Annotated in this window: 22 protein-coding genes; 8 read left to right on the forward strand and 14 right to left on the reverse strand. The window is 70.9% G+C overall.

Translation table 11 applies throughout. The features are described 5' to 3' along the window. Positions 1-40: 40 nt before the first annotated feature. The gene (locus ABD331_RS20340) at positions 41-952 is read right to left on the reverse strand and encodes an SDR family oxidoreductase (protein ID WP_344476963.1); all 912 of its coding nucleotides are present in this window, start codon (positions 950-952) and stop codon (positions 41-43) included. A gap of 90 nt (positions 953-1,042) precedes the next feature. Here ABD331_RS20340 and ABD331_RS20345 point away from each other — a divergent pair, with 90 nt between their 5' ends. Continuing rightward, positions 1,043-1,615 (forward strand): TetR/AcrR family transcriptional regulator, encoded by a 573-nt coding sequence (locus ABD331_RS20345; protein WP_344476965.1) that lies wholly within the window; start codon positions 1,043-1,045, stop codon positions 1,613-1,615. A gap of 35 nt (positions 1,616-1,650) precedes the next feature. On the opposite strand, the gene ABD331_RS20350 is transcribed toward ABD331_RS20345, so the two are convergent. Further along, complete coding sequence (locus ABD331_RS20350) at positions 1,651-2,433, reverse strand: lytic polysaccharide monooxygenase auxiliary activity family 9 protein (RefSeq protein WP_344476967.1); 783 nt, start codon at positions 2,431-2,433, stop codon at positions 1,651-1,653. A gap of 47 nt (positions 2,434-2,480) precedes the next feature. Continuing rightward, positions 2,481-3,422: an EamA family transporter gene (locus ABD331_RS20355; protein WP_344476969.1), complete on the reverse strand. Its 942-nt coding sequence runs from the start codon at positions 3,420-3,422 to the stop codon at positions 2,481-2,483. A 132-nt stretch (positions 3,423-3,554) separates the two neighbouring features. On the opposite strand from ABD331_RS20355, the gene ABD331_RS20360 reads away from it, so the two are divergent. After that, entirely contained in the window at positions 3,555-3,986 is a 432-nt protein-coding gene (locus ABD331_RS20360) for a rhodanese-like domain-containing protein (RefSeq protein ID WP_344476972.1), read from the forward strand. Between the two features lie 369 nt (positions 3,987-4,355). Here the strand turns inward: ABD331_RS20360 and ABD331_RS20365 are convergent, their stop codons facing one another. The 4 genes from ABD331_RS20365 to purD all read right to left on the reverse strand — a co-directional run bounded on the left by ABD331_RS20365 (position 4,356) and on the right by purD (position 9,238). Continuing rightward, the gene (locus ABD331_RS20365) at positions 4,356-5,645 is read right to left on the reverse strand and encodes a GTP cyclohydrolase IIa (RefSeq protein ID WP_148438240.1); all 1,290 of its coding nucleotides are present in this window, start codon (positions 5,643-5,645) and stop codon (positions 4,356-4,358) included. A gap of 201 nt (positions 5,646-5,846) precedes the next feature. Then, positions 5,847-7,112: a UDP-N-acetylglucosamine 1-carboxyvinyltransferase gene (gene murA, locus ABD331_RS20370; RefSeq protein WP_344476975.1), complete on the reverse strand. Its 1,266-nt coding sequence runs from the start codon at positions 7,110-7,112 to the stop codon at positions 5,847-5,849. 78 nt (positions 7,113-7,190) lie between these two features. Continuing rightward, positions 7,191-8,027, reverse strand: a complete 837-nt coding sequence (locus tag ABD331_RS20375; protein WP_344476977.1) for a phosphoribosylaminoimidazolesuccinocarboxamide synthase — start codon at positions 8,025-8,027, stop codon at positions 7,191-7,193. Beyond that, positions 8,024-9,238 carry a phosphoribosylamine--glycine ligase gene (gene purD, locus ABD331_RS20380; RefSeq protein WP_344476979.1) on the reverse strand — a complete coding sequence of 405 codons (1,215 nt, stop codon included), beginning with the start codon at positions 9,236-9,238 and terminating at the stop codon, positions 8,024-8,026. Before purD ends, ABD331_RS20375 begins: the two co-directional genes overlap by 4 nt. A 401-nt stretch (positions 9,239-9,639) precedes the next feature. Between purD and corA the strand changes: the two genes are divergently transcribed. Beyond that, on the forward strand, positions 9,640-10,710 hold the full coding sequence (gene corA, locus ABD331_RS20385; protein WP_344476980.1) for a magnesium/cobalt transporter CorA: 1,071 nt from the start codon (positions 9,640-9,642) through the stop codon (positions 10,708-10,710). On the opposite strand, the gene ABD331_RS20390 is transcribed toward corA, so the two are convergent. Further along, the gene (locus ABD331_RS20390) at positions 10,707-11,639 is read right to left on the reverse strand and encodes a glycerophosphodiester phosphodiesterase family protein (protein WP_344476982.1); all 933 of its coding nucleotides are present in this window, start codon (positions 11,637-11,639) and stop codon (positions 10,707-10,709) included. The two genes, corA and ABD331_RS20390, sit on opposite strands and share 4 nt — an antisense overlap. 175 nt (positions 11,640-11,814) lie before the next feature. Between ABD331_RS20390 and ABD331_RS20395 the strand changes: the two genes are divergently transcribed. Next, positions 11,815-12,372, forward strand: coding sequence for a GNAT family N-acetyltransferase (locus tag ABD331_RS20395; RefSeq protein WP_344476984.1), 558 nt, complete (start codon positions 11,815-11,817; stop codon positions 12,370-12,372). Positions 12,373-12,374: 2 nt separating this feature from the next. On the opposite strand, the gene ABD331_RS20400 is transcribed toward ABD331_RS20395, so the two are convergent. The 3 genes from ABD331_RS20400 to fbaA all read right to left on the reverse strand — a co-directional run bounded on the left by ABD331_RS20400 (position 12,375) and on the right by fbaA (position 15,225). Next, positions 12,375-13,658 (reverse strand): adenylosuccinate synthase, encoded by a 1,284-nt coding sequence (locus ABD331_RS20400; protein WP_344476986.1) that lies wholly within the window; start codon positions 13,656-13,658, stop codon positions 12,375-12,377. Positions 13,659-13,757: 99 nt separating this feature from the next. Beyond that, entirely contained in the window at positions 13,758-14,168 is a 411-nt protein-coding gene (locus ABD331_RS20405) for a DUF3151 domain-containing protein (RefSeq protein ID WP_344476988.1), read from the reverse strand. A gap of 34 nt (positions 14,169-14,202) precedes the next feature. Continuing rightward, positions 14,203-15,225 carry a class II fructose-bisphosphate aldolase gene (gene fbaA / locus ABD331_RS20410; RefSeq protein WP_344476990.1) on the reverse strand — a complete coding sequence of 341 codons (1,023 nt, stop codon included), beginning with the start codon at positions 15,223-15,225 and terminating at the stop codon, positions 14,203-14,205. A gap of 129 nt (positions 15,226-15,354) precedes the next feature. Here fbaA and ABD331_RS20415 point away from each other — a divergent pair, with 129 nt between their 5' ends. Next, on the forward strand, positions 15,355-16,068 hold the full coding sequence (locus ABD331_RS20415) for a DedA family protein (protein ID WP_344476992.1): 714 nt from the start codon (positions 15,355-15,357) through the stop codon (positions 16,066-16,068). Positions 16,069-16,126: 58 nt separating this feature from the next. Beyond that, positions 16,127-16,561: a hypothetical protein gene (locus tag ABD331_RS20420; protein WP_344476994.1), complete on the forward strand. Its 435-nt coding sequence runs from the start codon at positions 16,127-16,129 to the stop codon at positions 16,559-16,561. A 25-nt stretch (positions 16,562-16,586) separates the two neighbouring features. On the opposite strand, the gene pyrE is transcribed toward ABD331_RS20420, so the two are convergent. Together pyrE and ABD331_RS20430 are read right to left on the reverse strand one after the other, a co-directional pair. Beyond that, on the reverse strand, positions 16,587-17,120 hold the full coding sequence (gene pyrE / locus ABD331_RS20425) for an orotate phosphoribosyltransferase (protein ID WP_148438230.1): 534 nt from the start codon (positions 17,118-17,120) through the stop codon (positions 16,587-16,589). A gap of 57 nt (positions 17,121-17,177) precedes the next feature. After that, on the reverse strand, positions 17,178-17,867 hold the full coding sequence (locus ABD331_RS20430) for a hypothetical protein (protein ID WP_344476996.1): 690 nt from the start codon (positions 17,865-17,867) through the stop codon (positions 17,178-17,180). Between the two features lie 111 nt (positions 17,868-17,978). Between ABD331_RS20430 and ABD331_RS20435 the strand changes: the two genes are divergently transcribed. Next, positions 17,979-20,315, forward strand: coding sequence for a sigma-70 family RNA polymerase sigma factor (locus tag ABD331_RS20435; RefSeq protein ID WP_344476998.1), 2,337 nt, complete (start codon positions 17,979-17,981; stop codon positions 20,313-20,315). Positions 20,316-20,495: 180 nt separating this feature from the next. Then, positions 20,496-21,770 (forward strand): NYN domain-containing protein, encoded by a 1,275-nt coding sequence (locus ABD331_RS20440; RefSeq protein WP_425566016.1) that lies wholly within the window; start codon positions 20,496-20,498, stop codon positions 21,768-21,770. A gap of 390 nt (positions 21,771-22,160) precedes the next feature. Here the strand turns inward: ABD331_RS20440 and ABD331_RS20445 are convergent, their stop codons facing one another. After that, complete coding sequence (locus tag ABD331_RS20445; protein WP_344477000.1) at positions 22,161-22,790, reverse strand: response regulator; 630 nt, start codon at positions 22,788-22,790, stop codon at positions 22,161-22,163. Positions 22,791-22,792 lie beyond the last annotated feature (2 nt).

Below are 22,792 nucleotides of genomic sequence, written 5' to 3' on the forward strand. Positions count from 1 at the left end.
AGACCGAGGCCAGTCGCAGTGGCAGCGGGCCAGGTCGAGGTCAGTCGAAGTAGTGGCCCAGGTCGAGGTCGGCGAGGAGGCCCGGGTGGGCCGGCTGCCAGCCCAGCAGGCGGCGGGTGCGCTCGCTGGAGGCCGGGTTGTCCAGCGGCACGACCCCCGCGAGGAACCCGAAGTGCGCCTCGGCCTGGTCGGACGGGATGGCGGCGACGGACACGTCCAGGCGGCGGCCGATGACCTCGGCGATCTTCAGGAACGGCACGCCCTCGTCGCCCACGGCGTGCAGCCGCACCCCGGCGGGCGCCTGCTCCAGGGCCAGCCGGTAGACGCGCGCGGCGTCGAGCGTGTGGACGGCGGGCCAGCGGTTGGCGCCGTCACCCAGGTAACCGGACACGCCGGCGGCCCGCGCGGCGGCGATGATCAGCGGGATGAAGCCGCCGCGATCCAGCTCGCTGTGCACGGTCGGCGGCAGCCGGACGACCGAGGCCCTGATGTCGCTGGCGGCCAGCTCGATCGCGTAGTTCTCGGCGCCGATCCTGGCGTGCAGCCCGGTGCCGGAGGGCAGCACGTCCTCCTCGGTGCCGGTGCGTCCTGACGGGTGCGCCAGCACCGCCGTCCCCGCCGTCCCGACGAACGGCTTGCCGGTGCCGGCGAGCGCTTCGCGGAACGCCCGCAGCGCCGCCAGATCGGCCTCGACGGCGGTGCCGAAGTCGCCGGCCATCATGGCGTCGTGCTTGAACGCGAGGTGGATGACGCCGTCGGCGGCGGAGGCGGCCTCGCGCAGGCCGTCGAGGTCGTCGAGGTCGCCGCGCCTGACATCGGCGCCGAGCGCCTTCAGCGCCGCGGCGGAAGCTTCGGAACGGGCGAGGCCGACGACCTCGTGACCGGCGAAGAGCAGCTCGGGGACGACGGCGGAGCCGATGTGGCCGCTGGCTCCGGTGACGAAAACACGCATGGAGAAGCCTCCTGGACCCTCAGTGATGAGACTTGGTCTTATCACCGTAGCATGCGACAGGACCAAGTCTCATCACGCTAGAATCGCACCATGGCACGATGGGAGCCGAACGCACGCGAACGCCTGGAACGGGCGGCGCTGGAGCTGTTCGTGGAGCGCGGCTACGACACCACCACCGCGGCGGAGATCGCCGAGCGGGCGGGGCTGGCGAAGAGCAGCTTCTTCCGGCACTTCAGCGACAAACGGGAAGTGCTCTTCGGCGGCCAGGACGTGCTCAACCGCCTCTTCGCCGACGCCATCACGGCCGCCCCCGCCGAGGCCACGCCGATCGAGGCGCTCGGCGCGGGGCTGGAGGCGCTGGCGGCCGTCTTCAACGCCGAACGGCACGGCTGGGCCCGCCAACGCCAGGCCATCGTCACCAGCCATGACGACCTGCGGGAACGCGAGCTGCTCAAGATGGCCGCGCTCACCGGGTCCATGGCGGACGCACTGCGCGAACGCGGCGTCCCCGACCCGGCCGCGAGTCTGGCGGCCGAGCTCGGCTGCCTCGCCCTCCGCAACGCCTACACCCGCTGGGTCGACCCGTCCAACAACCAGGGCTTCGCCACCCTCGCCCGCCAGTCACTCCACGACCTCAAGACCGCCACCACCGCCCTCACCTGAACCCCCATCTTCGCGCCGCGCCCGCGAACCCCCGCTTACCGCGTGCGGCGTCGTCGGGCGATGAGGAGGCCGGTGAGCCCGGCGCCTCCGGCCAGGACGGTCGCGCCTCCGACGAGCCAGCTCGCATCCCCACCCGCTGTGGCCGCGACGACCGGCGCACCCACGGCGGCAGCCCCGCCTGAGGTGCCGCCCCGCCGGAAGACCACGTCCGAGCACGAGTAGTAGGTGTCAGGAGTGTCGGAGTTCTGCCAGATCGTGTAGATCAGATGCCGCCCACTCCGCACAGGAAGCCGCGCCGAGATTCGATACCCGCCGTCCCTGAACACAGGATCCCGAGCCTCAAGAAACGGCTCCCGCTCCAGATCGGCCCACCGCAACGGCTTCCCAGGCCGGTACCCCTTCCTGGTGACGAACATCCGGAACGTCCCCCGGTGCGGAATGGTGCCGCGGTACTTGAAGACGAACCGCGCTCCGGCCCGCACCGTGGTGGCGGGCCAGTCGTCCCGAGGCAGGTCGAGCCCCTTGAAAGCGTCCAGCCCACCGCTGCACAGCTTCCCGTCGGGGATGACCCGCCGGTCCCGTCCGCCCACGTCCGCGACCCGCACCTCGTCCCACCCCCGGGGCAGCACACCGCCGCCGGCCCGCACCGCGGCGCGACAGGCAGGGGATCGGACGGTACGTGAGGGGCCTTCGGAGCCGCAGGCGGCGGTCCGGCTGAGCGGGTCCTCCAGCGCGCCGTGCGCGCCCGCGGGCGCACCGGCCACGAGAACTCCCGGCAGCAACGCCACGACCACGACACCCACCCGGTACGACCACATCCGGCGGCACCTCCCACGGGAAGGTACGGCCCCTCAGCGGCGGAGGTTCAGGCAGTAACTTTCTCGGGTTCCGAGACGGATTTGGCTCGGGCGCGCCGTTCCGTGGAGACGACCAGGGCGACGCCGACCAGGATCACCAGGCCGCCGAGCACGATCTGCAGGGTGACGTGCTCGTTCACGATGAGCACGCCGAGGACGACGGCCACGATCGGGTTGACGTAGGCGTACGTGGAGACGAGCGAGATGGGCGCGTTGCCGAGCAGCCACGTGTAGGCGGTGAAGCCGACGAGCGACCCCACCAGGATCAGGTACGCCAGCGCCGCCCACGACCGCCCGGAGATGGCCGAGACGTCGAACCGTTCCCCGGCGGAGGCGCTGACGACGGCCAGCCCGACGCCGCCGGCGAGCATCTCGACGGCGCTGGCGGTCCACACGTTGGGCGGCATGGGGATGCGCGACGACAGGAACGAGCCGAGCGACCACGACACGGACCCGAGGAGGATCACCACGATCCCGGTCGTGCCGGCGCTCTCGCCGCCGCCGTTCAGTGACAGCGCGGCCACCCCGCCGAACCCGACCAGCACGCCGACGAGCGTCAGCAGCGCGGGCCGGTCCCTGAAGGCGAGCCTGAGCACGACCAGCCACAGCGGCACGGAGGCGACGAGCAGCGCGGCGAGGCCGCTGGAGATGTGCTGCTCGGCGACGGCGACCATGCCGTTGCCGCCGGTGAGCAGCAGCAGCCCGACGAGTGCGGCGCCGCCGAGTTGCTTGAGCGTCATCCTGAAGGGCGCCAGCCGCTTGGTGACGAGCAGGAAGGCGGCGAGCAGCAGGGCGGCGGAGACGAACCGGAGCGAGCCGTGGAAGAGCGGCGGCATGGTCTCGATGGCGATCTTGATGCCGAGGTAGGTCGAGCCCCACACCACGTAGACGATCGCCAGGGCGCCCCAGACCATCAGGGTCCGGCGGCTGTCAGGGGTGTTTGCGCTCATGACTCATGAACTTACAGGGCAATACCGACAAAAAGCCCGCGAGTATCAGACTTCGGACTGTGGCGGGATATTAGCGGTAGGCGGCTTTCGTGCCACTGGTGGCATCACCGGCGCGAACGGCAGGATCGAGGCATGCCGAACGAGTCCGCCATCGCCCACTTCGCCGCCCGCCTGTCCTTCGAGACCGACGTCTCCGACGTCGCCGCCGACCTGGCCGCCGGCACCCCCGGCCTGGTCGTCGTCGACTCGCGCAGCAGCGAGAGCTGGGACCAGGGCCACATCGAGGGCGCCGTGCACCTGCCGACCCGCGAGATCGCCGCCAGGGCCGGGGCGATGGTGGCGGAGGGCGCGACGGTCGTCACCTACTGCTGGGGCCCCGGCTGCAACGGCGCGACCCGCGCCGCGCTGGAGTTCGCCAAGCTGGGTTACCGGGTCAAGGAGATGATCGGCGGCTTCGAGTACTGGGCGCGCGAGGGCTTTCCCGTCGAGACCGCCTCAGGCGTCACACGCCGCCCGGTGGACGCGCTGACGGCGCCGATCTCCGGTGCTGTCTGTGCGTGCTGACCCGGGCGTGAACGGCGCTCCAGCGCCCCCACAGCGCCGTACAGCCGTCTTTCCGGCCCCGTTATGCCCACAAGCCAGCCCGAAACCCGCCAGATCACTACCACCAGACGAGTCAGCCGCTTCAAATCGGCCGTAAGTCATCGCAATCGCCCGGCAACAACAACGCGCCGCGCCGGGGGAGGGATTTGGTGCCCCCGTCCGAATCCCGTCGATCGGGGGCGTCGGAGAACATACCCCCTTCTACACGGGCCAACCAATTAGTTCACAAGAGTCAAGCCGCAAGTTCGCGAAGCTGACACCTGCCGTCAATGTGCAGGGCATGCGAAGGGGCGGACCCGCTTGTGGCGGGCCCGCTCCATGGTGGCCGGCTCAGCGCGGACCGAGCTTCTCCACGATCAGCCGGTAGAGCTGGCGCGGCCTGCCGGGTTGCGGAGTACGGTTCGGCGGAAGCGGCCACGCGAGTCCCTCGTCAACCAACGTGCGCAGCAACCGCCGGGCCGTACGAGGCGTGACCCCGAGCATCTTGCCGGCGCCCTCGGCATCGACCACGGTGTCGCCGCCTTCGAGCTTGGCCGCCAGCCTGGCCAGCACCTCCACCCCCTTCGGTTTGAGTGCGGTGGCCCCGGTCGGCGGCATCCGCGGGGCCGGGATGAGTGCCCGCCCCTCGCGGTCCACCGCGAAGCCCTGTGCCTGTTTGCCCGCCTGTGTACGGGCCAGCGCGGCCCTGGCGTGCGACTCGGCGTCGTGCGTCGTGCGCCCCATGCCCACACCGACCTCGACCGCCAGCCCCAGCTCGTCCCTGATCCTGGCGGCGAACGGCAACACCCTGAACCCGTCGGTGGCCGCCGCGATCGAGCCCCTGGTGGCGGTCACCAGGTAGCTGTGATCGTCGATCGGCCAGACGGTGGCGTTGATCCGGTTCGCCTCCTGGACCAGGAGCCGGTGCAGCGACAGCCGCAGCTCGTCGCGCCAGTAGCGGGGCGCGGCGCGGCGTACGGGCTCACGCAGCGTCGGCACCTCCACCAGCACCACGGTGAGCTGCGACTCCTCCAGCCGGTGGTGCGCACCGAGCAGCGCCGCGGTGTGCAGCGCCGTGCGGACCGCCGCCGAGGTCGGCCTGATCCTGATGACCGGCACGCCCGCGGTGTGCAGGCGTTCGGCCACCGCGGGCAGGCACGTCAGCGCTCCCGTCGTGGCGCCCTGCCGGGCCAGGCGTTCGTGGTAGGCCGCGATCGTGCCGGTGGCGCCCGGCTCGTCGCGGCTGTGCACGTCCGCCGCGGGGATGCCGAGGTCGGTGTACGCCTCCTCGACATCGGCCCTGCTGACCACGTCGATGCTGACCCGTTGCGGGTCCATGCGGGTGTCCAGCGCGGCCTTGGCCAGCGCCGCCACCAATGCTGCTCCGCCGAGTTGCACGTACGTCGCGGGCATCGTCAGCACGCCGGAACGCCTGGCCAGGTCATAGGGGACCGGGCTGGCGAACAGGCACGCGTCGACACCGGGACCGAGCCTCGTCACCTTGTCGGGCGCCTCCTGCTCGTCGCGGTACGCGGCGGCGACCAGGCGACACGGAAGTGGTGCCGCGGCGTGACCCATCAGCATGACTCGCTCGACCAGGTCGTGGGGTCCGACCACGCCGATGGTGAGGTCCGGTGTCATAGCGCCCGGGCGTGACACTCGGGGAGTTTCTTCGGCCCTCTCGACCAATGTTCGTCCCATCCTGCCGTCCGTTGCAGTGCTCTCTTTTGGAACGATCGCTCGCGGGGGCCGTAATGTCACGCCCGACTTTTCCGGAAAGCCGTTCTGGTTGACCGCCCGACAACATGTTTTAGCAGCTCAAGGAGGTATTTCTCGCGTTTTTTAGCGCTCGGAAATCTCTCGTGTAATGTCCGCCCCGAGAGCGCGCATTCGCGCGGCGAGATGCGCGTGACCGCGGTCGATCAGGTAACCGGAGTCGATCACGGTCTCCCCTTCGGCCGCCAGCCCGGCCAGCACCAGCGCGATGCCGGAGCGCAGGTCGTGCGCCGTCACCTCGGCGCCCTTCAGCGGCGTGCGCCCGCGCACGATCGCCCGGCTGCCGTCGACCTCGACGTTCGCGCCCATCTTGTTCAGCTCGCCGGCCAGCGCGAACCGGCCGTCGAAGATGCGCTCGTGGATGTAGCTGGTGCCCTCGGCCAGCGCGGCGACGGTCATCATCGGCGACTGCAGGTCGGTGGCGAAGCCGGGGTAGGTGTCGGTGATGATGTTGATCGGACGCAGCGGGCCGTCGCAACGGACGTGCAGGACGGCGCCCTGGCGGTGGAACTCGACCCCCATCTGCTCCAGCTTGTAGCGGACGACCCCCAGGTCGAGGCCGGTGCCCACGAGGCTGACCTCGCCCCCGGTGAGCGCCGCCGCCATCGCGAAGACGCCGGCGTCGAGACGGTCGGGCATCACGGTGTGCTCGACGGCGTGCAGCTCCTCGACGCCCTCGACGGTGATGAACCCGGTGCCGCCGCCGCTGATGCGCGCGCCCATTTTGGTGAGCATGTCGATGACGTCGAGCACCTCGGGCTCCAGCGCCGCGTTCTCGATCACGGTGGTGCCCCTGGCCAGGGCGGCGGCCATGATGAGGTTCTCGGTGCCGGTGTGCGAGGGGGTGTCGAGGTAGAGCGTGGCGCCGGTCAGCCCGGCGGCCTTGACGTGGATGACGGTCTCGCCCTCGTCGACGATCGCGCCCAGCCGTTTGTAGCCGAGGTAGTGGAAGTCGAGGTTGCGGCTGCCGAGGTTGCAGCCGCCGACCCCTTCGACGATCGCTTCACCGAGGCGGTGCAGCAGCGCCGGGGTGAACAGCACCGACCCGCGGAACCGCCTGGCGATCTCGGCGGGCAGGACGGGGCTGTTCACCCGGGAGGCGTCGATGACCAGCGTGCGCTCGGACTCGTGCAGCTCCACGTACGCGCCGATCGACTCGGCCAGCTCGACCGCGCGGCGGACGTCTTCGATGATCGGCACGTTGCGCAGGACCGTGCGGCCCTTCGGGGCGAGCAGGGCCGCACCGATCATGGGAAGCACGGCGTTCTTCGCGCCCTGAATGAACGCGGTTCCACGCAGTGCGTTGCCACCGCGCACGCGGTAACGGACCATTCGTGCGGCTCCTTGAATTCAGCGGTGAGGGCTCGATCGGGCCAACAGTAGTCGCTCACACCACATGACCCAGCCGAATCATCCGCTAAAGGAAGACCCCGTGACGCGCTCATACGCTTCTAGGTATCGCTGCCGCGTGCGCTCGACGACGTCGTCAGGAAGCCGAGGTGGTGGGTTTCCGGAGGCTTTGTCCCATCCGGATTCGGGCGATAGTAGCCAATCGCGTACAAATTGCTTGTCAAAAGAAGGTTGCGACCTTCCCGGCTTCCATTCGTCGGCCGGCCAGAAGCGCGAGGAGTCGGGCGTCAGCACCTCGTCGCCGAGCGTCAGCACGCCCTCGGAGTCCCAGCCCAGCTCGATCTTGGTGTCGGCCAGGATGATGCCCCGCTCGCGGGCGATCTCCGCGCCGCGCGTGTAGACGGCCAGCGTGATCCGCCGCAGCTCCGCCGCGACGTCCGCGCCGACCTCCGCCTCGACCCGCTCGTACGAGATCGGCTCGTCGTGCTGCCCCATCGGCGCCTTGGTGGACGGCGTGAAGATCGGCTCAGGCAGCCGCGACCCGTCCTCCAGCCCTGCCGGCAGCCGCACGCCGGACACCGTGCCGTCGGTGCGGTACTCGTTCAGGCCGCCGCCGGCCAGGTAGCCCCTGGCCACGCACTCGACCTGCACCATCTTCAGCGGCCTGCACAGCACGCTGCGCGGCTCGTCGCCGGGCGCCACCACGTGGTTGGGCACGACGTCCTTGAGCTGGTCGAACCACCACAGCGACATCTGCGTGAGGATGGCCCCCTTGTCGGGGATGTCGGGCTCCAGGACGTAGTCGAAGGCCGACAGACGGTCGGAGGCGACCATCAGCAGCAGGCCCTCGCTGGTCTGGTAGAGGTCGCGTACCTTGCCGGAGTGCAGATGCTTCATCGGGCGATGTCCGTCCTGTGGAAGGAGCCGCGCATCGTGATCCGGCCGGCCAGCTCGTAGGCCGCCCGCCGCGCGCTCTCCTGGTCGGGGCCGTGGCCGACGACGCTGAGCACCCGCCCGCCGCTGGAGACGAGGGTGTCGCCGTCGAGCGCGGTGCCGGCGTGCAGCACGTACGCGTTCTCCGCCGGCTCCAGCCCCGCGATCGCGTCGCCCTTGACCGGCGCCTCCGGATAGTTCTCCGCGGCGATCACCACGGTCACCGCGGAGCCGTCCTTGAACACCGGGTCGAGCCCCAGCTCGCCGGTCGCGGACGCCATCAGCAGCCCGCCCAGCGGCGTCTCCAGCCGGTCGAGGATCACCTGCGTCTCCGGGTCGCCGAAGCGCGCGTTGAACTCGACGACCTTCGGCCCCTTCGAGGTCAGCGCCAGCCCGACGTAGAGCACGCCCTGGTAGGGCAGCCCGCGCCGCGACAGCTCGCCGATCGTCGGGTGCACGACCTCGCGCATGACCTGCTCGGTCAGCCCCTCGGGCGCCCACGGCAGCGGCGTGTAAGCGCCCATGCCGCCGGTGTTGGGGCCCTCGTCGCCGTCGTAGGCGCGCTTGAAGTCCTGGGCGAGCTGCAGCGGCACCGCCGTGCTCCCGTCGCACAGCGCGAACAGCGACACCTCGGGACCGTCGAGGTACTCCTCGATCACCACCCGCTCGCACGCCAGCGCGTGCGCGAGCGCCTTGTCCCTGTCCTCGGTGACGACCACGCCCTTGCCCGCGGCCAGCCCGTCGTCCTTGACCACGTACGGGGCGCCGAACTCGTCGAGCGCCGCCGCGGCCTCCTGCTCGGTGACGCACACCCTGGCCCGGGCGGTGGGCACGTCGGCCACCGCCATGATCTCCTTGGCGAACGCCTTGGAGCCCTCGATCATGGCCGCGTCGCGGGAGGGCCCGAAGCAGGCGAAGCCCGCCTCGCGCACCGCGTCGCTCACCCCCGCCACGAGCGGCGCCTCGGGCCCGACCACCACGAGGTCGACCCGCAGCCGCCCGGCCAGCGCGGCGACCTCCCCCGGGTCGAGCGGATCGACGGCGTGTACGGTCGCGACCTGCGCGATGCCAGGGTTGCCTGGCGCACAGTGGAGCTCGCTGACCTGGGGATCGAGGCTGAGTGAACGGCACAGGGCGTGCTCACGCCCTCCGGAACCAATGACTAGAACGCGCACGCGGTCCATTGTCGCAGGCCCGCCGCCTGGCCCAGGCGCAGGTCGCCAGGACACCAAATGCCGGAATAGGCAAGGAACTTTGTGGAGTTCTACCTGAGCCGACGCCCTCCTGACGAGTATCGTCGGATAGGTTCACCCGCCTGTGGTAGCTTAGGGCGGCTTTATGGCGTCTCGTGTGATTGGAGGTGGTCCGGGATGAATCCTGGTGATCCCAGCAGTACGTGCTTCCACACGTACGGCCCACGTACCCCCGACCACTCCAATCCGGCAGCCTGATCGTGCCTCCACGCCATATCTGTGTTGATTGAGGTGACTTCATCGCGCGTGGAGCGTCCCTGGTCGGGCGGAGAGGGACTGCCATGCGCTCGTCCACCCTTTTCCGTCGCATCAACCGTCACCCCGTGCCGTCGCGTGTCCCGCACTCGCTGCCGAAGCAGCCTGTGCGCGAGGTCTGCGTGCCGCCGGTCGACTCGATAGTCGAGTTCGGCGCCTACGTCCAGGGCAAGAAGGTCAAGGCCGCCGGCATCGTCGAGGCGCTCGACCTCGTCCGCGCGCACAACCAGAGCTCCGACGGCGCCAGCGCGTTCGTCTGGGTGGGCCTGCACGAGCCGGCCGCGCCCGAGGTCGACTGGCTCTCCGAGGTCTTCGGCCTGCACCCGCTGGCCGTCGAGGACGCCGTCAAGGCCCACCAGCGGCCCAAGGTCGAGCGGTACGGCGAGTCGCTGTTCATGGTGCTCAAGACCATCGCCTACCTCGACCACGACGAGCTGACCGCCACCAGTGAGATCATCGCCACCGGCGAGATCATGGTCTTCCTCGGCCCCGACTTCGTGGTGACCGTCCGGCACGGCGAGCACTGCTCGCTCGCGGGGGTGCGCGAGCGCCTGGAGGACAAGCCGAAGCTGATGAACCGCGGCCCGGCAGGTGTCCTGCACGCCATCTCCGACCACGTGGTCGACCAGTACCTCCAGGTGGCCGACCTGATGCAGCTGGAGCTGGAGGAGGTCGAGGCGACGGTCTTCGCGGACGTCAGCTCCCGCGACATCAACCGCATCTACCAGCTCAAGCGTGAGATGCTGGAGATGAAGCGGGCCATCACGCCGCTGCAGTCGCCGATGGCCGCGCTGCCGCAGCGCCGCGTCATCCCCTCGGAGATGCGCGACTACTTCCGCGACGTCGGCGACCACCTGTCGCGCGTGTGCGAGCAGGTCGAGTCCTCCAACGAGCTGTGCAGCTCGATACTGCAGGCCGCGCTGGCCCGCTCGAACGCGCTGGCCAACGAGGACATGCGGAAGATCTCCTCGTGGGTCGCCATCCTGGCGGTTCCCACGATGATCGCCGGGATCTACGGCATGAACTTCGAGTTCATGCCGGAGACCAAGTCCGTCTGGGGCTATCCGGCGGTGCTGGCCGTGATGGTCACGGTCTGTGTGCTGCTGCACCGCGGCTTCCGCCGCAACGGCTGGCTCTAGACACCCACCGGCTTGAGCGGGCCGACCGGCTCGGGCAGCTCCAGGCCCCGCTCCCGCCACAATTCCCGCATCCTGTCGGGGTAGTCGGTGACGATCCCGGCCACCCCCAGATCCAGCATCCTGGCCCCCAGGGCCTGGTCGTTGACCGTCCAGACGGCCACGTCGAGCCCGGCGGCGGACGCCTGCGCCATCAGCGTCTCGTCGACCATGACGTGCTCGGGCGAGAGCGTGGTCGCTCCGGCGTCGCGCGCGGCGGCCGGCACGTCGCCGCCGTTGAGGGTGCCCTCGTTCCAGTGCAGGGTGTCGAGCTCGATCAGCGCGAACCGCCGCGTGCCCGGAGCGATCTTGGCGGCGTGCGCGATGATCCGCCAGTCGAAGCTGAGGATGGCGGCGTTGCCCAGCCGGCCGTGCCGGTCGAGCTCCTCGACCACCAGTTCGGTGAACAGCTCGGGGTCGGCCGTCAGCGCGGGACGCGTCGGGTCGGACTTCAGCTCGACGTGCATCCGCACGTTCTCGGCGTCGTAGGCGCCGGCCAGCCCGAGCACCGCGCCGAGCGTCGGCATGCGCGTCTCCGGCATCGCGACCTGCGTCAGCGCGAACGGGTCGTCGGGGTGCCGCGGCAGCCGCACGCCCACGTCGAGCGTGCGGAGCTGGCCCAGGGTGAGCGAGTTGACGGGCTTGCCGACGTACGGAAAGAGCGGGTCGCCGGCATGCAGCGGTCGCCGGTCGGCGCTGGTGACCGCGGAGACCGTGAGATCGTGCGTGAGCACGAGGCGGCGGTCGGCGGTGAGCGCCACGTCGAACTCGAGCGCATGCACGCCCAGCTCCATCGTGCGGCTCATCCCGGGCAGGGTGTTCTCCGGCCAGAGGCCGCGAGCCCCCCGGTGACCATGAATCTCAACGCGCACAACCGGGACCCTACCTGGCACGAGGCGTGTCAGGGAGGTGCCACGCCGTGTCCTTTTTATCCTGCTACGCCCGGTCATGGCGTTCCGGGTAGACAATAGGCTGTTCTCTATGACGGAGGTCCTCAAAGGTGCCCATATCCCGACAGTTCGGGCATGGGTAGAGGGGTGGGTCATCTCCCGCAACGCCCCCCAACCCGTGGCCGAGCCCTGGGGCCTGCGCGTGGACGTCGGCCTGCCCGGCCACGTGGCCAGGCACATCGTGGCCGCCCCGACCCCGCGAACCCTCCGCCGCCTCGCCGGGACGCTCACCGCCCCCGGCACCTGGCTCAAGCTCTGCGCCCCCGCCGAGGCCGTCGCGCCGCTGCTGACCTCACCCTGGGCCGTCCAGGACCCGGAGTTCATGATGACGGCCCCGCTCACGCGGGGCGCCGTGGAAGCGCCGCCCGGCTACCACCTGGCCGTCACCACCAGGGCGGGCGTCACGGCCGCCCGCCTGCTGACGGACGCCGGCGAGGTCGCGGCGCGCGGCCAGTTCGCCCTCGCGGGCACGACCGCCGTCGTGGACCAGGTCGAGACGGCCGCCGGCCACCGCCGCCGCGGGCTCGGCACGGTCGTCATGCGGACGATCGCCGCCACGGCCGCCTCGAAAGGCGCCCGCACGGGCGTGCTGGTGGCCACCGCCCAGGGTCAGGCGCTGTACTCGACCCTGGGCTGGACCCTGCACACTCCCGTGACGGCAGCCGTCCTGACCTGAGGCTAGACCAGCGGGCGCACCACGATCGTCTGGTCGCGGCCCGGGCCCACGCCGATCGCGGAGATCGGCGCGCCGCTCATCTCCTCCAGCGTCCGCACGTACGCCTGCGCGTTCGGCGGCAGGTCCTCGAACGACTTGGCGCTGGTGATGTCCTCCTGCCAGCCGGGGAACTCCTCGTAGATCGGCTTGGCGTGGTGGAAGTCGGTCTGCGTCATGGGGATCTCGTCGTGCCGCACCCCGTCCACCTCGTACGCCACGCACACCGGGATCCGCTCCAGCCCGGACAACACGTCCAGCTTGGTCAGGAAGTAGTCGGTGACGCCGTTGACGCGGCTGGCGTACCGGGCGATCACCGCGTCGAACCAGCCGCAGCGGCGGTTGCGGCCGGTCGTGACGCCGTACTCGCCGCCGGTCGTGCGCAGCCAGTCGCCCATCTCGTCCGTCAGCTCGGTCGGGAACGGGCCTGAGCCGACACGCGTGGTGTACGCCTTCAGGATGCCGATGATCTTCGTGAGCCGGTTCGGCGCGATGCCCGCGCCCGCGCACGCGCCGCCCGACGTGGGGGAGGACGACGTGACGAACGGGTACGTGCCGTGGTCGATGTCGAGCAGCGTGCCCTGACCACCCTCCAGCAGCACGAACTTGCCCTGGTCCAGCGCCTTCGACAGCACCAGCGAGGTGTCGGCGATGTGCGGCTTGAGCCGCTCGGCGTAGGCCAGGTACTCCTCCAGCACCGCCGCCGGGTCGATGCCGCGCCGGTTGTAGACCTTGGTCAGCAGCTGGTTCTTCTCGGTCAGCGCGACCTCGATCTTCTTGGCCAGGATCCCCGGGTCGAGCAGGTCCTGGACGCGCACGCCCATGCGGTAGATCTTGTCGCCGTACGCGGGCCCGATGCCCCGCCCCGTCGTGCCGATCTTGGCCTTGCCGAGGTAGCGCTCGGTGACCTTGTCGAGCGCCTTGTGGTGCGGCATGATCAGGTGCGCGTTCGCGCTGATCAGCAGCCGTTCGGCGGAGATGCCCCGCTCGGCCAGCCCGTCGATCTCGGCGAGCAGGACGCCCGGGTCGATCACCACGCCGTTGCCGATGACCGGCACCACCTCCGGCGACAGGATCCCCGTGGGGAGCAGGTGCAGTGCGTACTTCTGATCACCGATGACCACGGTGTGGCCAGCGTTGTTGCCCCCCTGATAGCGGACGACGTAGTCGACGTCGCCACCGAGCAGGTCGGTGGCCTTGCCCTTGCCCTCATCGCCCCACTGGGCACCAACGAGAACGGCAGCCGGCATGGTTCAGTCTCCCGAGCACAAAACGAAAACCCCTGGCGCAAGCGCGACAGGGGCTCTTGCGTAGAGAGACTACCCGAACGTGCCCATTCGTCCCAAGGGCTAGCCCTTGGTCAGCGCGTCGTAACCCGTCTCGGTGCTGTCCTTGAGGAACTGCTGGCACCGCTCGGCCTCGTCCTTCTCGCCGATCGACTGCGCCGCCCTGGACAGGGCGTACAGACAGCGCAGGAACCCGCGGTTCGGCTCGTGCTCCCACGGGATGGGGCCGTGCCCCTTCCATCCGGCGCGGCGCAGCGCGTCGAGCCCGCGGTGGTAACCCGTGCGGGCGAAGGCGTAGGAGGTCACGGCGTGCCCCTGGGCGAAGTACTCCTCCGCGAGAGCGGCCCAGGCCGCCGGGTAGGCGGGGAAACGGGCGGCCACGTCGGAGGCCTTGACACCCGACTCCAGCGCCTCCCTGGCCTCGGGCAGGTCCGGCAGGTGAGTCGGGGGCGGCCCGGCGAGAAGGTTATCCATAGGACAAGTCATACCCGCCGGGCCGCTGAACTGGCTAGGAGATCTTCGTCCCAGCGCTCTTGAGGCTCTGGCACGCCTCCGTCACGCGGGCCGCCATGCCCGCCTCGGCGGCCTTGCCGTACGAGCGGGGGTCGTAGGCCTTCTTGTTGCCGACGTCGCCGTCGACCTTGAGGACGCCGTCGTAGTTTCTGAACATGTGGTCGGCGATCGGGCGGGTGAAGGCGTACTGCGTGTCGGTGTCGACGTTCATCTTGACGACGCCGTACGAGATGGCCTCCTGGATCTCCTCCAGCAGCGAGCCGGAGCCGCCGTGGAAGACCAGGTCGAACGGCTTGTCCTTGCCGTACTTGGCGCCGACCGCGTCCTGGATCTCCTTCAGCACGCTCGGGCGCAGCTTGACGTGGCCCGGCTTGTAGACGCCGTGCACGTTGCCGAACGTGGCGGCCAGCATGTAGCGGCCCTTCTCACCGACGCCCACCGCCTCGGCGGTGGCCAGCGCGTCTTCCGCCGTCGTGTAGAGCTTCTCGTTGATCTCGCCGACGACGCCGTCCTCCTCGCCGCCGACGACGCCGATCTCCATCTCCATGATGATCCGCGCGCGGGCGCACTTCTCCAGGAGCTCCTTGGCGATCTCCAGGTTCTCGTCCAGCGGCACGGCGGAGCCGTCCCACATGTGCGACTGGAAGAGCGGGTCGAGGCCCTTCGAGACCCGCTCCAGGGAGATGTCGATCAGCGGCCGCATGAAGCCGTCGAGCTTGTCCTTCGGACAGTGGTCGGTGTGCAGCGCCACCGTGACGGGATACTTGGCGGCCACCACCCTGGCGTACTCCGCCAGCGCTGTCGCGCCCGTGACCATGTCCTTGATCGTCGCTCCCGAGAGGAACTCCGCGCCACCCGTGGAGACCTGCACGATGCCGTCGCTCTCGGCCTCGGCGAAGCCGCGCAACGCGGCGTGCAACGTCTGCGAGGACGTCACGTTGATCGCCGGATAGGCGAACCCGCCGGCCTTGGCCCGGTCGAGCATCTCAGCGTAGATCTCCGGAGTCGCAATAGGCATGATTCATCTCCCTGAGAAGTTGCGGCTGCACGCCAGGGCCCAGTATTCCGGCTCCCTACCCGCTCGGGTAGTGACAACGCGTGCTTGTTGGTCATCTCCCCCACCTCCGCTACAGGTAGGCTCCTCGTCGTGGACTGGCTTTTGAACCTCCTCGACCCGACATGGTGGCTGACGATTCTGGGCGCGTTCGCCACCGTCGGCGTTCTGGCGATCATCTTCGCCGAGACGGGGCTGCTGCTCGGGTTCTTCCTGCCCGGCGACTCACTGCTGGTGGCGGCGGGGATTTTCAGCTCGGCGTCGGTGGCCAAGGGAATGGGCATCGAGCCGCTGTCGTTCCCCGTGTTGCTGATCGGCACTCCGCTCTGCGCGATCGCCGGCGCACAACTCGGGCATTTCCTCGGGGCGCGTTTCGGCCGCAAACTCTTCGACAAACCCGATTCGCGGTTGTTCAAGCGGGAGCACGTCGATCGTGCCGAGGTGTTCTTCGAGAAGTTCGGTCCCGCCAAGGCCGTCATTCTGGCCAGGTTCGTGCCCATCGTGCGCACGTTCATGAATCCCGTCGCGGGTGTGCTGGAGATGACCTCCAAGCGCTTCTTCCTGTGGAACGTCGTGGGCGGCGTCGTCTGGGTCGAGGGCCTCATCCTGCTCGGCCACTTCCTCGGCGGCCAGGTCGATCCCAAGCAGATCGACCGCTACATCCTGCCGGGCGTCTTCCTGATCGTCTTCATCTCCCTGATCCCGATCATCGTCGAGGCCGTCAAGCACCGCAGGGCCGCCAAGGCGCTCCCGATCCCCAACGGCAAGCACCACCGCGTCTCGTCCAGCTTCGACGAGCAGCTCTGACGCCGGGGCCGTCCACACCCACGGCGACGGCGGATCACCGCACGGTACGCTGCCCCTTGTGGGACGCCACAGGTCAGATCCGATGGGCCTCGCCCGATTAGCGCTCGCCGTCCTGGCGGCGGGAGCCGTCGTGACGCTCCTGGTCATCGGCGGTCGCGCGCTCCTCGACCTCCTGGACGCGCCGGCGCCCGACCGCGAGCCCGCCGCGGCGCCCGCCACCCGGACGGCCACCGGTCAGGCGGCCACCGCGCAGGTTCCCACCGTGCGCATCGAGTGCGTCGCGGAGATCTGCCCCCTGGTCACGGTACGCGTGCCGGGGGGCGACGTGTTGCAGCACCGGGAGATGAGCCGGGGGGAGGAGGTCCGCTACTTCGAGCCCGAGCTGGACGTGGTGCTGAGCGACGCGGGCACGGTCCGCGTCACGGAGAACGGCACGCCCCGGGCCCAGGGCAGGGCCGGGGCACGCGAGGCCTTCACCGTCCGCGCCGGCTGACCACCTCCCGTCAGGCCTTCACCCGTCAGAGCCCGAGGTCCGCCACGGTGTAGGCCGTGCGGTACTCCAGCCCCTCGCTCTCGACCCGCTCCCGAGCCCCCCGGTCCACGATCGTGGCCACGGCCACCACCACGGCCCCGGCCTCCCGCAGCGCCTCCACGGCGGTCAGCGGCGAACCCCCGGTGGTGGAGGTGTCCTCCACGGCGAGCACCCGCCGGCCCTTCACCTCGGGCCCCTCGATGCGCCGCTGCATGCCGTGCGCCTTCTGCGTCTTGCGCACCACGAACGCGTCCAGCGTCCGCCCCCTGGCCGCCGCCGCGTGCAGCATCGCGACCGCGACCGGGTCGGCGCCCATGGTCAGCCCGCCGACCGCCTCGTAGTCGAGGTCGGCGGTCAGGTCGAGCATCACGCTGCCGACGAGCGGCGCTGCCACGCCGTCGAGCGTGATGCGGCGCAGGTCGAAGTAGTAGTCGGCCTCCTTGCCCGACGAGAGCGTGACCTTGCCGTGGATGATGGCCTTGCTCTTGATCTCGGCCAGCAGGTTGTCGCGATCAGTCATGCGGCCAAGCTTAGGGCCGCCGCCCGCGCGGCCTCGGGCCGGTCACGCTTGGGCTGATCAGGAGCTCATGCTTCTGATCAGCGCCAGGGCCTGCCCGTACGCCTTCGGCAACGGCCGCACCCTGACCCGCGGCCTGCGCCCGTACAGGATCTGGGAGTCGCGCAGCCGCGCGACCTTGCCCGGCAGCCCGTCGTCCATCCGGGTGACCGCCCCGACCCGCACGGGCCCGAGCAGCGCGAGGGTCTCGTCGCCGGGGAAGGCCCTGCGCAGCGCGGTGGCCAGGTTGAGCGCGGCGGCGAGGCGTTCCGCCAGCTCCTCCGGCGGTGCCGACGGCTCGGCGGCCACCAGGCACGTCCCCTTGGCCGTGCCGCGGTAGAGCTGCGCGAGCCTGGTGCGCAGGTACGCCGCCGTGACCAGCCCCGTCAGCGGGTCCTCGCAGGACAGCTCGCCGAGTGGCGCGAAGCTGTGCTCGGCCCAGCCGGCCGCGAACGAGCGCAGCGCGGCGAACGGCGGCCCGCCCGCGCCCGTCACGGCGAACAGCGCCGCCAGGTCGTTCATGCCCTCGGAGACGCCGACCCCGGCGGTGGCGCGCGCCGAGCCGAGCGCCCAGCACGCCTGCGACAGGTCGCAGCCGCCGCACACCGCCTTGACCACGACCTCCACCTCGGGCGTCCACCAGTCCTCGGCCAGCGACCAGCCGGCCGCCATGCTCCTGCGACGCCAGCGCGACAGCACGTTCGCCTCCATCCCGTTCCCCTCCGTCGGAACTCCCCGGAGTAAAGACGCGAGCGCGGTTTAGTCATGACGGGGAATGCGGAATGATTGCGCGGGGCAACCCCGCGTAATCGTGAGGTCACTATGGGTGTCGAATCGCCGCAAAGCGATGCAGATCTGCTTCAGGCGGTAAGAGAAGGCAACGCCGCAGCATACGGGGAGCTCTACGAGCGCCACGTCGCCGCGGCGCGCGCGCTGGCCCGGCAGCTCGTGCGGGGCGCCGAGGTCGAGGACGTCGTCGCCGAGTCGTTCACGAAGATCCTCGACCTGGTGGGCAGAGGAGGCGGGCCCGACTCGGGCTTCCGCACCTACCTGCTCACCGTCGTGCGGCGCACGGTCTACGACCGCTCCAGGGTGGAGAGCCGCCAGGTGACCACCGGCGAGATCGAGCTGTACGACCCCGGCGTGCCCTTCGTCGACCCCGCCCTGGTCGGCCTGGAGAAGTCGCTGATCGCCAGGGCCTATCTCTCGCTGCCCGAGCGCTGGCGCGCGGTGTTGTGGCACACCGAGGTCGAGCGCACCAAGCCGGCCGACGTGGCGCCGCTGCTCGGCCTGTCCGCCAACGGCGTGGCGGCGCTGGCGTACCGGGCCAGGGAGGGGCTGCGGCAGGCGTACCTGCAGATGCACCTGGGCGCCCCGCCGCAGCACGACTGCAGGCCCGTGCTGGGCAAGATGGGCGCGTACGTGCGGGGCGGGCTGGCCAGGCGCGACTCCAAGGCGGTGGACGAGCACGTCAGCGGGTGCGAGGAGTGCCACGGCGTGCTGCTGGAGCTGACGGACGTCAACCGCGGGCTGCGCGTCATGGTCGGCCCGCTGATCGCCGGCCCCCTCTTCGGCGGCTACGCGGCGGCGCTGAGCAAGACGGGCCTCGCGGGCGCGGGCGGCGCGCTGCGGCTGTTCGGGCGGCTGCGGCGGGTGCCGAAGCAGCAGCAGGTGGCCGTGGCGGGCGGCACGGTGGTGGTGACGGCGGCCGTGCTGGCCTCGCTGCTGCTGGTGGCCGACGAGAAGCCGATCGTGCGGCCGTCCGTGATCACGCCGGTGGCGCAGCCGCCCGCGTCGGTGGCGCCGGTCCCCGTGCCGGTGCCGGTGCCCAGCGAGCGGCCGGTCCAGGTGCCGCCCGGCAAGAAGGCCAAGCCGGGCAAGGCGCGGCTGCGGGCCACCATCGACGCGCTCGGCTCCCTGGTGCGGGCCCAGCCCGGCATCGTCGGCATCCGCCTGCGCAACTACGGCGAGAGCCCCAGCGAGGAGCTGGCGGCCGAGGTCGAGCTGCCCGACGGCGTGACCCTCATCCCGCCCGCGCGGCGCGGCCACGGCGCGGCCCTGCTCGCCCCCGTCGGCACGGTCGACGGCTGGGCCTGCCGCCCGGTCAGCGGCGGCGCCAGGTGCGCCAGGCAGGCGCTGGAGGCGGGGCAGGGCACGGCGGTGTTCCTGCGGGTGCTGGTGGCCGACGAGGCGCCGGAGGGCGCGGGGCCCGCCGTGAGCATCGCCGCCGGCTCGCTGCGGCTGCGGGCGCGGGCCGAGGACGGCGTGCGGACGGCGGGCGCGCCCGCCAGGTTCGCCACCGACGGCAAGGTGACCGTGCGGGCGATCGGCAACACGCTGCTGAGCTGCCCGGCCGAGCGCGCGGGCTGCGCCGAGACCAGGCGCAGGCAGGGCGCACAGCGCGACAACGACCTGTGGCCGATGACCCCGGTCGATGAGGACGAACGCCCCGACACGACCTCCTCCAGCGGGGCCGAGCTGTCCCTGCCGAAGGGCAGCGAGGTCGTCTGGGCGGGGCTCTACTGGTCGGCGGCCGACGACGAGCCGGGGCCCATCAAGCTCAGACCGCCGGGCCGCCACAAGTACGTCACCGTCCAGCCGGGCGAGGTGACGATGCGCGAGCTGCCGCTGGGCCCCGTCTACCAGGCCTTCGCCGACGTCAGCGCGCTGGCCGGCGACGTGCGCAGGAACGGCACGTGGTGGGCGGCCGACATCCCGATGAAGGAAGGGGTCTCCCGCCATGCCGGATGGAGCCTCGTGCTGATCGTCACCGATCCGGCGGAGCCGTACAGCCAGGCCGTGGTGCTCGACACGGCCACCGTGGTCGGCGGCGAGTCGCGGCGGGTGCGGGTGCCGCTGGGCGGGCTGAGCCCGGCCGCCTCGCCCGCCAGGGTCGAGCTGGTCACCTGGGAGGGCGACGCCGACCTGAAGGGCGACAAGGTCTCCCTCGGCTCCGGCGCGCTGGCCTCCTCGGGCGGCGACCGCGATCCGGCCAACGTCTTCGACGGGTCGTCGAACGGCGTGGCGGAGATGACGTTCGGCACGGACGTCGATACGGTCGGCGCTGAGCTCGGGGTGGATCCCGGGCTGACGATCGTCACGGACAAGGACGTGATCCTGTTCGGAGTGGCCGCGCTGAGCGTGCGGGCGCGATCGTGACCGTAAACAGGACAAACTGGTACGGTCTGCCTAAGTGGTCTGGCGCAACGGTGAGCGGGGGCCGAACTGTCGGGATTAACCCTCGCGCGATCACCTGCTTTCATTACCCTGAGAGAGGGCCGCCGAGTCCGGTCTCTGACGGTGCAGAGCCAGCAAGGTCGGACCACCAGGAAAGGGGCGGTGTCAGTGGATCGCTGCGCGCTGTTCGTGGACGCTGGCTATCTGCTGGCTGATGGAGCAATGGCCGTGCACGGCACGCGTCATCGCGAAGCGGTTTCCTGGGACTACCCAGGGCTGCTGCAACTCATGACCAGCCTGTCGCGCGAGCGCACCGGGCTGCCGCTGCTGCGCTGCTACTGGTACGAGGCGACCGTCGAAGGCCGCCGCACGCCGGAGCACGACGCGCTGGCCGACATCCCGGGCCTCAAGCTCAGGCTGTCACGCATCAGACCGGGCCGACGCGAAGGCGTCGACGCCCAGGTCCATCGTGACCTGATGACGCTCGCCCGCAACAACGCCATCTGCGACGCGGTCGTGGTCAGCGGCGACGAGGACCTCGCGCAGGTCGTGTGCGACGCGCAGGACCTCGGCATCAGGGTGAGCGTGATCCACATCGCGGCCGACGGCGGCTGGGCCGTCTCCCGGTCGCTGCGCCAGGAGTGCGACGACCTGGTGGAGCTCGGAGCCGTGCACCTGCGGCCGTACGTGAACGTCATCTCCGGCGTCACCGAGTCCTCCAACGGCCACCACCAGCCGATCAGCAACGGCCACGCCACCCCCTCGCTGCCGCCCGCGCAGCCGCAGTCCCTGCCGCCCTCCTCGCTCCCGCCCTCCTCTCTGCCGTCCTCCCTGCCGTCGTCCTCTCTGCCATCGTCCTCGCTGCCGTCGTCCTCGCTTCCTCAGAGCGGCTCGGCGGGCGGCGGCAGCCACGCCGCGCCCTCCTCCGGCAACGGCCAGTCCTCCAACGGGCGCGGTCAGTCGTCCACGCCGCCCGTGCTGCCGTCCTACACCAGCTACCAGGCCGAGCAGCCCCCGCCGCCCCCCTCCGCCCCGGCCACCGGGCCCATCCAGGCGCAGCCCCAGCAGTCCAGCCCCACCACCGGGCAGTTCTCCACGTCGTCGAGCGGCACCTACCAGCCGTCGCAGCTCGGCCCCTACACCGGGCCGCAGCCCGCCCCCGTCGTCCCGCCCGCCGCGACCGCGGGCGCCACCACCCTGGCCGACGCCGTCAAGGCCGCCCACCGCGAGGGGCACGACTTCGGCGACTCGGTGGCTCGCGACGCGCCCGCGCTGTGGCTGGAGGCGGTGCTGGCCCGCAAGCCGCGCATGCCCTCTGACCTGGAGGCGCGGCTGTTGCAGGGGTCTTCGCTGCCGATCGACTTCCTGCTGCACGACGAGGTGCGGCACGCGCTGCGGCGCGGCTTCTGGGACGCCCTGGAACGCGCCCGCCACTGACCCCGGCCACCGGCCCCCGCCCGCCCGTCCGCGGCTCCCGCGCCAGGGCTCCTCCCGCGCCGGGCCCTCCTCCCGCGCCGGGCCCTCCTCCCGCGCCGGGCCCTCCTCCCGCGCCGGGCCCTCCTCCCGCGCCGGGCCCTCCTCCCGCGCAGGCCCTTCTGACCGCGCGCCAGGGCCTCCCGCGCCAGGACCGCCTCTCGCGCCAGGCCGCCTCTCGCCGCTCCTTGCGGCTCGTGCAGGCGCGTCGCCAGCGTCGGCGTCCCCGACCTGGCGTCTCGGCCTGAAGCCCGTGAGGGTCCCATGTCACGCACCCGGCCGGGCACGGCGTCCGCCCCGCATGAGAAACACCCCCGGGCGGATTGCGAGCCCCGGGGGTGGTGCGGAAACCCGTCAGGACAGCGCGTCGAACCCGGCGCGCAGATGGGTGAGCCGATCCGTCAGATCGTTGAGCGGCACGGCCAGAGCGGGGTCCTGCGACTTGCGGGCCAGCTCCCTGACCCTGGCCAGCTCGTCCTCCACGGCCGTCAGCCGCCGCGACAGCTCGGGCAGCACCGAAGCGTGGTCACCGGCCCCCGGCGGCAGCTCGCCGCTGACGCGGTCGCGGAGCAACGACGCCTGCTCGGCCAGGCGTTTGTTCATGTTGTACAGCTCGGTGAACACCGACACCTTCGCCCGCAGCACCCACGGGTCGAACGGCTTGGTCAGGTAGTCCACCGCGCCCGCCGCGTACCCGCGGAAGGCGTAGTCGGGAGCGCTGTCCACCACGGTCAGGAAGATGATCGGGATGTTGCGGGTGCGCTCCCGCCGCTTGATGTGCGCGGCGGTCTCGAAGCCGTCCATGCCGGGCATGCGCACGTCCAGCAGGATGAGCGCGAACTCGGTGTTGAGGAGCGCCTTGAGCGCCTCCTCACCCGACCTGGCACGCACGGGCACCAGGTCGAGTGAGCTGAGGATGGCTTCGAGGGCGATCAGATTCTCCTCGCGGTCATCGACGAGGAGGATCTTGGCACGATCCGGCATCG

It is taken from the genome of Nonomuraea monospora (assembly GCF_039531895.1).
GTDB lineage: Bacteria > Actinomycetota > Actinomycetes > Streptosporangiales > Streptosporangiaceae > Nonomuraea > Nonomuraea monospora.